The organism is Pantoea sp. PA1 (assembly GCF_056856975.1).
This window is the reverse complement of sequence record NZ_JBXGEE010000001.1, coordinates 534077-547300: the sequence shown is the minus strand read 5'-3', so window position 1 is coordinate 547300 and position 13224 is coordinate 534077. Positions and strand designations below refer to the sequence as shown.

Genomic DNA, 13224 nt, shown 5'->3' with positions numbered 1-13224 from the left:
GCCCACCCGGTGCTTCAGGTCGATTACTCGCCTTTAGCCGCTTTGAACGCTTCAGCCATCGCGTTAGAGAAGTTGCCTTCTTCCTGTTTGGTGTTAACAGTGTTGATAGCTTCTTTCTCATCAGCCTGGTCTTTCGCACGGACAGACAGGCTTACGACACGGTTTTTACGATCAACGCCGGTGAACTTAGCTTCAACGTCGTCGCCAACGTTCAGAACCAGAGTGGCGTCTTCAATGCGGTCCAGTGAAGCTTCAGAAGCGCGCAGGTAACCCTCAACGCCGTCTGCTAATTCAACTGTAGCACCTTTAGCATCAACTGCAGTCACTTTACCGGTGACGATCGCACCTTTCTTGTTCAGAGTGATGTAGTTGTTGAACGGATCTTCTGCCAGCTGTTTAACGCCCAGAGAGATACGCTCGCGCTCTGCATCAACCTGCAGTACAACGGCAGCGATTTCGTCGCCTTTTTTGTACTCACGAACGGCTTCTTCGCCAGTCGCGTTCCAGGAGATGTCAGACAGGTGAACCAGACCGTCAATGCCGCCGTCCAGGCCGATGAAGATACCGAAGTCAGTGATTGACTTGATTTTACCTTCAACACGATCGCCTTTGTTGTGCGTCTCAGCGAACAGCTGCCATGGGTTAGATTTACACTGCTTCAGACCCAGGGAGATACGACGACGCTCTTCGTCGATGTCCAGAACCATAACTTCAACCACATCGCCTACGTTAACAACTTTAGACGGATGGATGTTTTTGTTGGTCCAGTCCATTTCAGAAACGTGTACCAGACCTTCAACGCCTTCTTCGATTTCCACGAAGCAGCCGTAGTCAGTCAGGTTGGTCACACGACCGGTCAGGCGGGTGCCTTCCGGATAGCGTTTAGCGATAGCAACCCATGGATCTTCGCCCAGCTGCTTCAGACCCAGAGAAACACGGGTACGCTCGCGGTCGAACTTCAGCACCTTAACGGTGATTTCGTCGCCAACGTTAACGATTTCGCTTGGATGCTTAACGCGCTTCCACGCCATATCAGTGATGTGCAGCAGGCCGTCAACGCCGCCCAGATCAACGAATGCACCGTAGTCAGTGAGGTTCTTAACGATACCTTTAACTTCCATGCCTTCCTGCAGGTTTTCCAGCAGCTGATCGCGCTCTGCGCTGTTTTCAGATTCGATAACGGCACGACGTGAAACCACGACGTTGTTGCGTTTCTGATCCAGCTTGATTACTTTGAACTCAAGCTCTTTGCCTTCCAGGTGCAGCGTATCGCGCACCGGACGCACATCAACCAGTGAACCTGGCAGGAACGCACGGATACCGTTCAGCTCAACTGTGAAGCCGCCTTTAACTTTGCCGTTGATAACACCGGTAACAGTTTCAGCGTCTTCGTAAGCTTTCTCCAGCGTGATCCATGCTTCATGGCGCTTAGCTTTCTCACGGGACAGCAGGGTTTCACCGAAGCCGTCTTCCACTGCATCCAGAGCAACATCAACTTCGTCGCCAACCTGGATTTCCAGTTCGCCGGCTGCGTTCTTGAACTGCTCTGCAGGGATTGCAGATTCAGATTTCAGACCCGCATCAACCAGAACGACATCTTTGTCGATAGAAACGACGATGCCACGAACGATAGAACCCGGGCGGGTTTCGATTGTTTTTAAGGATTCTTCAAATAGTTGAGCAAAAGATTCAGTCATATTGATAATCTTCAGGATTCTTCAATTTAACGTCCATCTGACTTCATGTCGGATGGGGTTGTTTCACATGCCCTGCACCGGATCCGTGGTACAGGGTTATTAATTCAGTTAAGCCGGGATGCCCAGCTTTTCGCGGGCATAGTGTAGCGCTTTTTCAATGACCTGGTCGATAGACATCTCAGTCGAGTCTAATACCAGTGCATCGCCAGCGGCGACCAGAGGCGCAATTGCGCGGTTACGATCGCGGTCGTCGCGCTCTTTTATCTCGGCTAAAAGGCGGTCAAAGTTAACATTAAAGCCCTTTTCCTGCAACTGTAGCATACGGCGCCGGGCGCGCTCTTCCGGGCCGGCATCCAGGAAAATTTTCACTGGCGCATCCGGGAAAACCACGGTGCCCATGTCCCGGCCATCCGCAATCAGACCCGGCATCTCGCGGAAACCACGCTGGCGGCGCAATAGTGCTTCGCGCACCCGGGGAAAGGCAGCGACACGGGAAGCGGTGTTGCTCACCTCCTGCGTACGGATCTCGCCGGTGACATCCTCCCCTTCCAGTATGACCTGCATTTCACCCTTTTGAGAGACAAAGCGCACATCAAGGTGTGCAGCAATCGGCACTAACGCCTCTTCCGAATCGATATCCACCTGATGATGCAATGCGGCTAACGCCAGCACGCGATAAATAGCACCGGAGTCCAGCAGATGCCACTGCAGCGATTCTGCCATGGCTTTGCACAGGGTTCCTTTCCCCGCGCCACTTGGCCCATCGATAGTTATGACCGGGGCAGTTACTGTCATTATTCCCTCCTGTTGCTGCGTGCTTCATGGCCTGAAGGCCACCCTTTATGGTTAGCATTATACGCTGCATAGCCGTGCTTGGTTACCCTTTCGCACTGAGCGGCTGGGAAAATTTAGTCAAATAAGAGGATATCCGGGCGATTAAAGCCAGATTAAATCAGGGAAAATCCGGTGCGGGAACGCACCGGAGAAGGTCTGTCAGGCGCGCTGGCTGATTTTCTCAAGCTGCACAAAATAGTCCGGGAAGGTTTTTGCCGTACAGCCTGGATCAAGAATGGTGACCGGCGTATCAGAGAGCGCCACCAGAGAAAAACACATTGCCATGCGGTGATCGTTATAGGTGCCAATATCCGCATGAATCAGTGTCGCTGGCGGCGTGATGCGGATGTAGTCATGGCCCTCTTCGACCTCTGCGCCCACTTTACGCAGTTCAGTGGCCATCGCGCTCAGCCGGTCGGTCTCTTTTACCCGCCAGTTATAAATATTACGTAACTGCGTTGTCCCTTCTGCAAACAGTGCCGTGGTCGCAATGGTCATCGCCGCGTCCGGGATATGGTTCATATCCATGTCGATCGCCTGCAGTTTTCCGGCGGTGCAGGCAATATAGTCATCGCCCCACTCAATGCTCGCGCCCATCTTTTCCAGCACGTCAGCAAAACGGATGTCACCCTGCACGCTCTTACGTCCGATCCCGGTGACCCGAACCGTTCCGCCTTTGATCGCGGCGGCGGCCAGGAAATAGGAGGCGGAAGAGGCGTCGCCTTCGACCAGGTAATCCCCTGGCGACTGATACTGCTGCGCACCTTTGATCAGGAAGCGTTGATAGTTCTGATTTTCAACGTCGACGCCAAAGCACTGCATCAGATTGAGCGTGATGTCGATGTAGGGTTTCGATACCAGATTGCCTTTAATGGTGATGCAGGTGTCCTGCTGAGCCAGCGGCGCAGTCATCAGCAGTGCCGTCAGGAACTGACTGGAGACGCTGCCATCCACACTGACGTCACCGCCGGTAAACCCCCCGCGTAAACGCAGCGGCGGATAGTGTTCGTTTTCCAGATACTCAATGGCCGCTCCACCCTGACGAAGCGCATCCACCAGATGGCCGATTGGGCGCTCTTTCATGCGTGGTTCGCCGGTCAGTTCGACATCGTGCTGACCCAGGCAAAGTGCTGCTGCCAGCGGGCGCATTGCGGTTCCGGCATTCCCCAGAAACAGCGACAGTGGTTGTGTGGCGTGCAGCGGGCCGCCATTCCCCGTCACTTCACACACGGTGCGATCGTCTGAAAGGGTATAGCTGACGCCCAGTGCGGTCAGCGCATTCAGCATGTGCTTTACATCATCGCTGTCGAGTAAATTGGTGAGTCGGGTGGTGCCTTTTGCCAGTGCAGCCAGCAGCAGTGCACGATTGGAAACGCTCTTGGAGCCAGGCAGATTTACCGTGCCGTCGACGCGCGCAATCGGTTGGAGAGTCAGGGAGTCCTGCATGTGAAACGAAATCCTCAAAAAATACAGAGACCTCGTCGCAGGACGAGGTCTGGCATCAGCATCAGCGCTGATATCTTATCGGTTAGCCGTGACGGCGTTCAAAATCGACCATGAAATCAGTCAGGGCCTTAACACCTTCCAGCGGCATCGCATTATAAATAGAGGCGCGCATACCACCTACTACACGATGTCCTTTAAGCGCATGTAATCCATTCTTAAATGACTCTTCCAGGAACAGCGCATCCAGTGAGGCATCGGCCAGCTGGAAAGGAATGTTCATCCGCGAGCGGTTTTCTGTCGCCACATCATTGCGATAGAAGTCGCTGCCATCAATCACACCGTAAAGCAGGTCAGATTTTGCCTGATTGATGCGATCAATTTCAGCTACACCGCCTTTCTCTTTCAGCCATTTAAACACCAGACCCGAAAGGTACCAGGCAAAAGTCGGTGGCGTGTTAAACATGGAATCGTTATCGGCCAGAACTTTGTAATCAAGGATAGAGGGAACAGAGCTGTGTGCCTGACCCAGCAGATCTTCGCGTACGATGACCAGCGTCAAACCAGCCGGGCCCACATTCTTCTGCGCGCCGGCATAAATCACACCGTAACGGCTGACATCAATCGGACGTGAAAGAATGGTAGAGGAGAAGTCAGCGACCACGGTCTTGCTGCCAAAATCGGGCTGTTCATCAATAGCGATGCCGTCAATGGTCTCATTCGGACAGTAGTGCAGGTAAGCGGACGCTTCGCTGACGGCCCATTCGCGCATCGGCAGAATGGCACGTTTACCGTCACGGGTTGTTTTGACATCCAGCGTACGCGGGGAGCAATACTTTTCCGCCTCTTTAATGGCACTGTGCGCCCAGTAACCGCCATCAACATAGTCGGCCGTTGTCGCGGACCCCAGCAGATTGCCCGGCACGGCAGCGAACTGCGCACGTGCGCCCCCATGACAGAATAAAACTTTGTAACCGGCCGGGATTTTTAGCAGATCACGGAAGTCCTGTTCGGCTTCCTCAGCCACCTGAATAAACTCTTTACTGCGGTGACTGATCTCCATTACAGAGGTACCCAGACCGCGCCAGTTCGTCAGTTCCTGTTCTGCACGACGGAGCACTTCTACCGGTAGCATCGCCGGGCCAGAGCTAAAATTATAAACCTGCGTCATTTCCCCTCACCACTGTCATATCGAACGGTTATGAATAATCATCCGGTTTTATCACTGCATTCTGATAGCTGCAATCATAAATCAGGAGGCGGTCACATTTTCTGACTCTGCCGCGCCGGATGTTATGTTACCAATGCAAACCTGCACGAAATTTTGTGAGGCGCCGTTCAGCACGATAAAAGTGCGTCTGGCCGGTAAAGCGAAGTAATGGAAAACTACGGCGGTAAATTTATCCCGCCCTGATAGCGGTCTTCAGGCAAAATCCGTATCATGGCGCGCTTTACGCACCCTATGACAACTGAGAGAGCGGCACTATGACGCAAACATTTATCCCGGGCAAAGATGCCGCACTGGAAGACTCCATTGCGCGTTTCCAGAATAAGCTGCAGGATCTTGGCTTTAATATTGAAGAAGCTTCCTGGCTGAATCCTGTTCCCCATGTCTGGTCTGTGCATATTCGCGACCGCGATTGCCCGCTCTGTTTTACCAACGGCAAAGGCGCCAGTAAAAAAGCGGCGCTGGCCTCTGCGCTGGGCGAATATTTTGAGCGTCTCTCAACGAACTATTTCTTTGCTGACTTCTGGCTTGGAAAAAAGATCGCGAACGGCGATTTTGTTCACTATCCCAATGAAAAATGGTTTGCTGTCCCTGAGGATGAATCCTTACCTGAAGGGATTCTGGACCCGCGTCTGCGCGCCTTTTACGATCCAGACCAGGCGCTGACGGCGTCCGGATTAATCGATCTGCAGTCCGGTAATGCTGAACGGGGCATCTGTGCCCTGCCGTTTACCCGCCAGTCCGACCAGCAAACCGTTTATATCCCGATGAATATCATTGGTAACCTCTATGTCTCTAACGGCATGTCGGCGGGTAACACGGCCAATGAAGCACGTGTTCAGGGGCTATCTGAGGTGTTTGAGCGCTACATCAAAAACCGCATTATTGCTGAAGCTATCAGCCTGCCTGCGATACCGGATGAGGTGATGCAGCGCTACCCTGACGTGATCGAAGCGATTGCCCGTCTTGAAGCGGAAGGTTTCCCGATTTTCGCCTACGACGCCTCACTGGGCGGTAAATATCCGGTGATTTGCGTGGTGCTGTTTAACCCGGCCAACGGCACCTGTTTTGCTTCCTTTGGGGCGCATCCCGATTTTGGCGTTGCGCTGGAGCGTACCGTCACCGAGCTGCTGCAGGGCCGGAGCCTGAAAGATCTGGATGTGTTTACCCCACCGACGTTCGACGATGAAGAAGTCGCCGAGCACGCCAACCTTGAAACCCATTTCATTGATTCAAGCGGCCTGATCTCCTGGGATCTGTTTAAAGAGACGGCGGATTATCCCTTTGTGGACTGGTCCTTCGCAGGCAGTACTGAAGAGGAGTTTGCCACACTGATGGCGATCTTTGCTTCAGAAGATCAGGAAGTCTATATCGCTGACTATGAGCATCTGGGTGTCTACGCCTGTCGCATCATCGTGCCTGGCATGTCTGATATCTATCCGGCAGAAGACCTCTTCCTGGCAAATAACAGCATGGGAGCGGGCATACGTGAAACCCTGCTGGCACTGCCTGACAGCAACTGGAATCCGGAAGAGTATCTCGATTTAATCGGGCAACTGGATGACGAAGGTTTCGATGACTTTACCCGCGTCCGGGAGCTGCTGGGTCTGGCCACCGGTAAAGATAACGGCTGGTCGACGCTGCGTATCGGTGAATTAAAGGCGATGCTGGCTCTGGCGGGTGGCGATCTGGAGCAGGCTCTGATCTGGACAGAGTGGACAATGGAATTTAACAGCTCTGTCTTTACGCCAGAGCGGGCAAATTACTACCGCTGCCTGCAGACCCTGCTGCTATTAGCGATGGAAGATGAGCGTGACCCGCTGCAATACCATCATGCCTTCACGCGGATGTATGGTGAAAGCGCAGTGGAAGCCGCCTCGGCCGCCATCAGCGGTGAACAGCCGTTTAACGGACTTCAGGCGGTTGATGATGAGCTGCTGGCATTCCCGGCTCATCAGTCTCTGCTTGCGGCTTACGAAAAACTGCAAACGGCCAAACGCCACTACTGGAAAAACGCGTAATTCCTGACGCGTCAGCGGGTCGATAGTCGATCCGGCATGGCACTGCATTTACCGGGTGCCATGCTATTTTCTTTTCATGAAACATTAGCTGCATTAAATCCCTTTCCCGCAACATCCCATTGTTTTGTTTAACATGCGGATGACCAATCAACTACAAATGCCATTCCGGACAGGCAATCACAGACCGGACATTAAAATAATCCTGCATATTTTAAAAAATATTTAATGCAATAAATTCAATAAATTACAACAAAATCATTCAGTTTTCCTGTGACAAAACGGTTACCGTTCTGGCAAACATGATCCACATCAATTACTTGCTACTACTCCTTTGTTACTATTTTTTCAGACAACTTCTGGAGTAAGTTAGTGTGAAAACTGACAACCCTTTTAATCTATTACTTCCGGCCGCCATGGCAAAAGTTGCTGAAGATGCCGGAATTTATAAAGCCACCAAACACCCCTTTACCACTTTCTTTCTGGCGCTAACCGCTGGCGTATTTATCTCAATCGCATTCGTTTTTTATATCACAGCCACCACCGGCAGCGGCACCATGCCCTATGGCATAGCCAAACTGATTGGGGGTATCTGCTTCTCACTCGGCCTGATGCTGGTTGTCGTGTGTGGTGCCGATCTCTTCACATCGACGGTCCTCATCGTTGTGGCCAAAGCCAGTGGACGTATCAGCTGGGGCCAGCTGGCCCGTAACTGGATCAACGTTTATGTCGGTAACCTGGGCGGTGCCCTCTTCTTTGTCGCCCTGATGTGGTTTGCCGGACAACATATGGTTGCCAACGGTGCCTGGGGATTAAATGTGCTGCAGACCGCCGATCACAAAATGCACCACACCTTTATTGAAGCAGTCTGCCTGGGCACATTGGCTAATCTGCTGGTCTGCCTCGCGGTCTGGATGAGTTATTCCGGCCGTAGCCTGACCGATAAGCTGGTGGTGATGATTCTGCCCGTTTCGATGTTTGTAGCCAGTGGTTTCGAACACAGTATCGCCAACATGTTTCTGATCCCCTATGCCATTACTATCCGCGACTTTGCGACACCCGAGTTCTGGCAGGCGGCAGGGGCGACAGCAGCACAGTTTCACTCACTGACCGTCACTCACTTTATTCTCGACAACCTGATTCCCGTAACCCTAGGTAACATTATTGGCGGCGGCGTTCTGGTGGGTCTGACTTACTGGGTGATCTATCTCCGTAAAGGTGACCCGGTACACTAAACGTATTTTTGATGGCACAGCCCATCCGCTGTGCCTGACCGTAACAGTCTCTTCATCTAAGGCAGGTATAGTATGACCGAACTTAATGCAAAACTGGCCACAGCATGGGAAGGATTTGCTGAAGGCGAATGGCAGAATAGCGTCAACGTGCGCGATTTCATTCAGAAGAACTACACCCCTTATGAAGGTGATGAGTCATTCCTGGCGGGTGCAACTGAAGCCACTACCAAATTGTGGGAAAGCGTGCTGGAAGGGATCAAAATTGAGAACCGCACCCACGCGCCTGTCGACTTTGACACCGATCTTGCTTCAACCATCACCTCACATGACGCTGGCTACATCATCAAGCCACTGGAAAAAATCGTAGGTCTGCAGACTGAAGCCCCTCTGAAGCGCGCCATTATTCCTTACGGCGGCATCAAAATGGTGGAAGGCTCATGCAAAGTTTATGGCCGTGAGCTTGATCCTTCACTGAAAAAAATCTTTACCGAATACCGTAAAACCCACAACCAGGGTGTGTTCGACGTCTATACACCCGACATCCTGCGCTGCCGTAAATCCGGTATTCTGACCGGTCTGCCGGACGCGTATGGTCGCGGACGTATCATCGGTGACTACCGTCGTGTCGCGCTCTACGGCATCGATTTCCTGATGGCGGATAAATTCGCACAGTTCACCTCACTGCAGAACGATCTGGAGAATGGCGTAAATCTCGAAGCAACGATTCGTCTGCGTGAAGAGATTTCCGATCAGCACCGTGCGCTGGCGCAGATCAAAGAGATGGCGGCAAAATATGGCCACGACATTTCCGGCCCGGCCACCAATGCTGCCGAAGCGGTACAGTGGACCTACTACGGCTATCTGGCCGCCGTGAAATCACAGAATGGTGCTGCGATGTCCTTTGGTCGCGTATCCACCTTCCTAGATGTCTACATTGAGCGTGACCTTAAAGCCGGTAAGCTGACAGAAGAACAGGCCCAGGAGCTGATCGACCATCTGGTGATGAAACTGCGCATGGTCCGCTTCCTGCGTACACCTGAATATGATGAGCTGTTCTCAGGCGACCCAATCTGGGCCACTGAATCCCTGGCCGGTATGGGTGTTGATGGCCGTACACTGGTCTCAAAAAGCACATTCCGCTTCCTGAACACCCTCTACACCATGGGACCGTCACCCGAGCCGAACATGACCATTCTGTGGTCAGAGAAACTGCCGATTAACTTTAAGAAATTTGCCGCGAAGGTCTCTATCGACACCTCATCCCTGCAGTATGAGAACGATGACCTGATGCGTCCGGATTTCAACAATGATGACTACGCCATTGCCTGCTGCGTCAGCCCGATGATTGTCGGCAAACAAATGCAGTTCTTTGGTGCGCGAGCCAACCTGGCGAAAACACTGCTCTATGCAATCAACGGCGGTGTTGATGAAAAACTGAAAATGCAGGTGGGCCCGAAAGGCGACAAAATCAGCGACGACGTGCTGAATTTCGACACCGTCATGGAGCGTATGGATCACTTCATGGACTGGCTGGCAAAACAGTATGTGACCTCGCTGAACATCATTCACTACATGCATGACAAGTACAGCTACGAAGCGGCACTGATGGCCTTACACGACCGGGACGTCTATCGCACCATGGCGTGCGGTATTGCGGGACTCTCTGTAGCGGCGGATTCACTTTCCGCGATTAAATATGCCAAAGTAAAACCTATCCGTGATGAAGACGGCCTGGCAATTGACTTCGATATCGAAGGTGAATATCCGCAGTTCGGTAACAACGATCCGCGGGTGGATGACCTGGCCTGCGATCTGGTTGAACGCTTCATGAAGAAAATCCAGAAGCTGACCACCTATCGCAATGCCGTGCCGACTCAGTCTGTCCTGACCATTACGTCAAACGTGGTATATGGTAAGAAAACCGGTAACACCCCGGATGGACGCCGCGCTGGTGCACCGTTCGGACCAGGTGCTAACCCGATGCACGGTCGCGACCAGAAAGGTGCGGTAGCGTCACTAACCTCCGTTGCGAAACTGCCGTTTGCCTATGCGAAAGATGGTATCTCGTACACCTTCTCCATCGTGCCGAACGCGCTGGGTAAAGATGATAACGTACGGAAAACCAACCTTGCCGGTCTGATGGATGGTTACTTCCATCATGAAGCCAGCATCGAAGGCGGTCAGCATCTTAACGTCAACGTGATGAACCGTGAAATGCTGCTGGACGCGATGGAGCATCCTGAGAAGTATCCACAGCTGACCATCCGCGTTTCCGGTTATGCTGTTCGCTTTAATTCGCTGACTAAAGAGCAGCAGCAGGATGTGATTACCCGTACCTTTACTCAGTCACTGTAATCACCGCCCTACCCGCTTAAAAAGGCTCCTCGCGGAGCCTTTTATTTAAAAGTCTGTTCTGGTGGTCGTCTCTGTGAAGGTGTCCACCAGAATCGATTTCCTGCCCTGAGCGCAACAGAGATTGCGCCGTCTGTTACGGCAGACTCACTGGAGAAAACATCGCAATGTCAGTTAACGGTCGTATCCACTCATTTGAATCCTGCGGCACCGTCGATGGTCCCGGCATCCGCTTCATTACCTTCTTCCAGGGCTGCCTGATGCGCTGCCTTTACTGTCACAATCGAGATACCTGGGATACCCATGGTGGCAAAGAGATCAGCGTCGAAGCCCTGATGGCGGATGTGCTCTCCTATCGCCATTTCATGAACGCCTCTGGCGGTGGCGTCACCGCATCCGGAGGCGAAGCCATTCTTCAGGCTGAGTTTGTGCGCGACTGGTTTCGTGCCTGCAAGGCGGAAGGCATTCATACCTGTCTCGACACCAACGGTTTTGTCCGCCGTTATGATCCGGTGATCGATGAACTGCTCGACGTGACCGATCTGGTGATGCTCGACCTCAAGCAGATGAATGACGATATCCACCAGATTCTGGTGGGCGTGTCGAATCATCGCACGCTGGACTTTGCCCGCTACCTGCAGAAAAAAGGCAAACGCACCTGGATTCGTTTTGTCGTAGTGCCAGGCTATTCCGACGATGATGATACTGCGCACCGGCTGGGTGAATTTACTCGCGACATGGAGAATGTTGAGAAGATTGAACTGCTGCCTTACCACGAACTGGGTAAGCACAAATGGATTGCGATGGGGGAAGAGTACAAACTGGATGGCGTGAAGCCGCCGAAGAAAGAGACAATGGAGCGGGTAAAAAATATTCTTGCCAGCTACGGACACGAAGTCATGTACTGAACCATTTAATGCCAGAAAAGGGAGCCAGTGGCTCCCTTTTTGTTATTCCGCGATCAGGCATGCGCCACTGGCGTGGCATGATGATTCGCTTTACGCAGCAGCATTACCAGATAGATCAGCGCCACCGTCGCAATCATGATAAACAGTGAGCGATCAGAGTAATTCTGCATCAGAACGGAGGTCATCGCCGGTCCCGCCAGACTTCCGACGGTATAACTCAGTAGCAGCGCCTGATTCATGGCAACCAGCTCATGGTGTGATACCGTCTCACAGGCCCAGGACATCGCCACCGGATAGAGCGTAAAGCCCGCGAGGCCGAGCACAAACAGCGACGGTGCCATTGCGGCATTGGCCAGCATCGCCATCGCCCCCAGGATAACCACAAAGACCTGCACCCGCAGCACCAGCATGCGACCAAAGCGGTCAGCCAGACGACCGATAGGCCACTGCCCCACAATCCCGGCACTGACCAGTAACGCCATCCAGTAGCCCACGTGAGCATCACTCATTCCCTGATGCGACAGGTAAAGCGGCATCAGACCGTAAAGTGAACCTAAGACGATACCAGAGATAATGCAGCCATTGATGCCAAGGCGCGAGCTGCGGCGACGAAGCATAGGCCAGATGCGGGCCGGTACGGGCTCCGCCGCGTCTGCGCTGGCGGAGACGCGGGTGAAGACCAGCGGCAGTACTGCGCAGAACACCAGCGACGTGACCCAGGGGATCACACTCAGCAACTCTGTTGAGAGTCTGCTGACCAGCAACTGACCGGCCACCGTGCCCAGGTAGTAGACGATCATATAGGCTGCCAGAAGCTGGCCGCGGTTACGCACCGTTCCGCTGCAGAGTAGCGCACTCTCAACCACCACCCACATCAGCGCACAGCCCACGCCCGCAATAAAGCGCAGCGAACTCCATGCCCAGAAGCCTTCAAGAGTCGCAAGGCAAAGCGTGGCGACAGCAAAGAGTCCGGTTGCCAGGTAATAGCTGCGATTAAATCCGTAGTGTCTGATCAACCAGCCAGCCAGCAGCGTGCCTGCGAGATTACCGGTGTAATAAGAGGAGCTTACGATGCCCACCTGCCAGGTTGTCAGTAAGTCATGGGTCAGCCACAGTGGAACCAGCGTATTCAATACGGCGATGGCTACGGTCATTAACATCAGGCCGCAAAGCAGCAAAATCACAGGGCGTGACCAGGTTGACATAGGGGATCGAAACCAGAACAGATAAAGGAAATTGCGCGCAGTTTGCCACTGGCTTTTTTAAAGTCAATGGGTGCCATTTAGCAGCAGCACATTTTGCTGTCCGACAATTTAATTTACTAATCTTCAGTGGGTTACAATCCGACAGGGCATCAGGACATCAAATGCTATCTCTATGAAAATACAGATTTTTAAGCATTACGGCCCATCTGCTGTCGATAACGTTTATTTGTGATGCATTTGACGCTAATCAGGCTGGGTATTGAAAACTGCGGGCATAAAAAAACCCGGCTGGCGCCGGGTTTAG

The 13224-nt window shown here is 52.8% G+C and carries 9 protein-coding genes; 4 read left to right on the top strand and 5 right to left on the bottom strand.

Going from position 1 to position 13224, the window contains the following annotated elements; genetic code table 11:
* Positions 1-23 precede the first annotated feature (23 nt).
* The 4 genes from rpsA to serC all read right to left on the bottom strand — a co-directional run bounded on the left by rpsA (position 24) and on the right by serC (position 5145).
* On the bottom strand, positions 24-1697 hold the full coding sequence (gene rpsA, locus AC1V0D_RS02820; protein ID WP_009091109.1) for a 30S ribosomal protein S1: 1674 nt from the start codon (positions 1695-1697) through the stop codon (positions 24-26).
* A gap of 108 nt (positions 1698-1805) precedes the next feature.
* A complete protein-coding gene (gene cmk, locus AC1V0D_RS02815) occupies positions 1806-2492 on the bottom strand; it encodes a (d)CMP kinase (RefSeq protein ID WP_009091111.1) in 687 nt (228 codons plus the stop codon).
* A gap of 198 nt (positions 2493-2690) precedes the next feature.
* Complete coding sequence (aroA, locus tag AC1V0D_RS02810; RefSeq protein WP_482906939.1) at positions 2691-3977, bottom strand: 3-phosphoshikimate 1-carboxyvinyltransferase; 1287 nt, start codon at positions 3975-3977, stop codon at positions 2691-2693.
* An 82-nt stretch (positions 3978-4059) separates the two neighbouring features.
* The gene (gene serC / locus AC1V0D_RS02805) at positions 4060-5145 is read right to left on the bottom strand and encodes a 3-phosphoserine/phosphohydroxythreonine transaminase (RefSeq protein WP_009091114.1); all 1086 of its coding nucleotides are present in this window, start codon (positions 5143-5145) and stop codon (positions 4060-4062) included.
* Between the two features lie 314 nt (positions 5146-5459).
* On the opposite strand from serC, the gene ycaO reads away from it, so the two are divergent.
* The 4 genes from ycaO to pflA all read left to right on the top strand — a co-directional run bounded on the left by ycaO (position 5460) and on the right by pflA (position 11715).
* The gene (ycaO, locus tag AC1V0D_RS02800) at positions 5460-7223 is read left to right on the top strand and encodes a 30S ribosomal protein S12 methylthiotransferase accessory factor YcaO (protein WP_009091116.1); all 1764 of its coding nucleotides are present in this window, start codon (positions 5460-5462) and stop codon (positions 7221-7223) included.
* A 371-nt stretch (positions 7224-7594) separates the two neighbouring features.
* Positions 7595-8455: a formate transporter FocA gene (focA, locus tag AC1V0D_RS02795; RefSeq protein WP_009091118.1), complete on the top strand. Its 861-nt coding sequence runs from the start codon at positions 7595-7597 to the stop codon at positions 8453-8455.
* Between the two features lie 72 nt (positions 8456-8527).
* Positions 8528-10810 carry a formate C-acetyltransferase gene (gene pflB / locus AC1V0D_RS02790; RefSeq protein ID WP_009091120.1) on the top strand — a complete coding sequence of 761 codons (2283 nt, stop codon included), beginning with the start codon at positions 8528-8530 and terminating at the stop codon, positions 10808-10810.
* Positions 10811-10974: 164 nt separating this feature from the next.
* The gene (gene pflA / locus AC1V0D_RS02785) at positions 10975-11715 is read left to right on the top strand and encodes a pyruvate formate lyase 1-activating protein (protein ID WP_009091122.1); all 741 of its coding nucleotides are present in this window, start codon (positions 10975-10977) and stop codon (positions 11713-11715) included.
* A 53-nt stretch (positions 11716-11768) separates the two neighbouring features.
* Here pflA and AC1V0D_RS02780 read toward each other — a convergent pair whose 3' ends face one another.
* Positions 11769-12920: an MFS transporter gene (locus AC1V0D_RS02780; protein ID WP_058957478.1), complete on the bottom strand. Its 1152-nt coding sequence runs from the start codon at positions 12918-12920 to the stop codon at positions 11769-11771.
* Between the last annotated feature and the right edge of the window lie 304 nt (positions 12921-13224).

Excerpts from the sequence above, each read along its gene's own strand:
- rpsA (WP_009091109.1), bottom strand. The coding sequence starts at position 1,697 with ATGACTGAATCTTTTGCTCAACTATTTGAAGAATCCTTAAAAACAATC.
- cmk (WP_009091111.1), bottom strand. The coding sequence starts at position 2,492 with ATGACAGTAACTGCCCCGGTCATAACTATCGATGGGCCAAGTGGCGCG.
- aroA (WP_482906939.1), bottom strand. The coding sequence starts at position 3,977 with ATGCAGGACTCCCTGACTCTCCAACCGATTGCGCGCGTCGACGGCACG.
- serC (WP_009091114.1), bottom strand. The coding sequence starts at position 5,145 with ATGACGCAGGTTTATAATTTTAGCTCTGGCCCGGCGATGCTACCGGTA.
- ycaO (WP_009091116.1), top strand. The coding sequence starts at position 5,460 with ATGACGCAAACATTTATCCCGGGCAAAGATGCCGCACTGGAAGACTCC.
- pflB (WP_009091120.1), top strand. The coding sequence starts at position 8,528 with ATGACCGAACTTAATGCAAAACTGGCCACAGCATGGGAAGGATTTGCT.
- pflA (WP_009091122.1), top strand. The coding sequence starts at position 10,975 with ATGTCAGTTAACGGTCGTATCCACTCATTTGAATCCTGCGGCACCGTC.
- AC1V0D_RS02780 (WP_058957478.1), bottom strand. The coding sequence starts at position 12,920 with ATGTCAACCTGGTCACGCCCTGTGATTTTGCTGCTTTGCGGCCTGATG.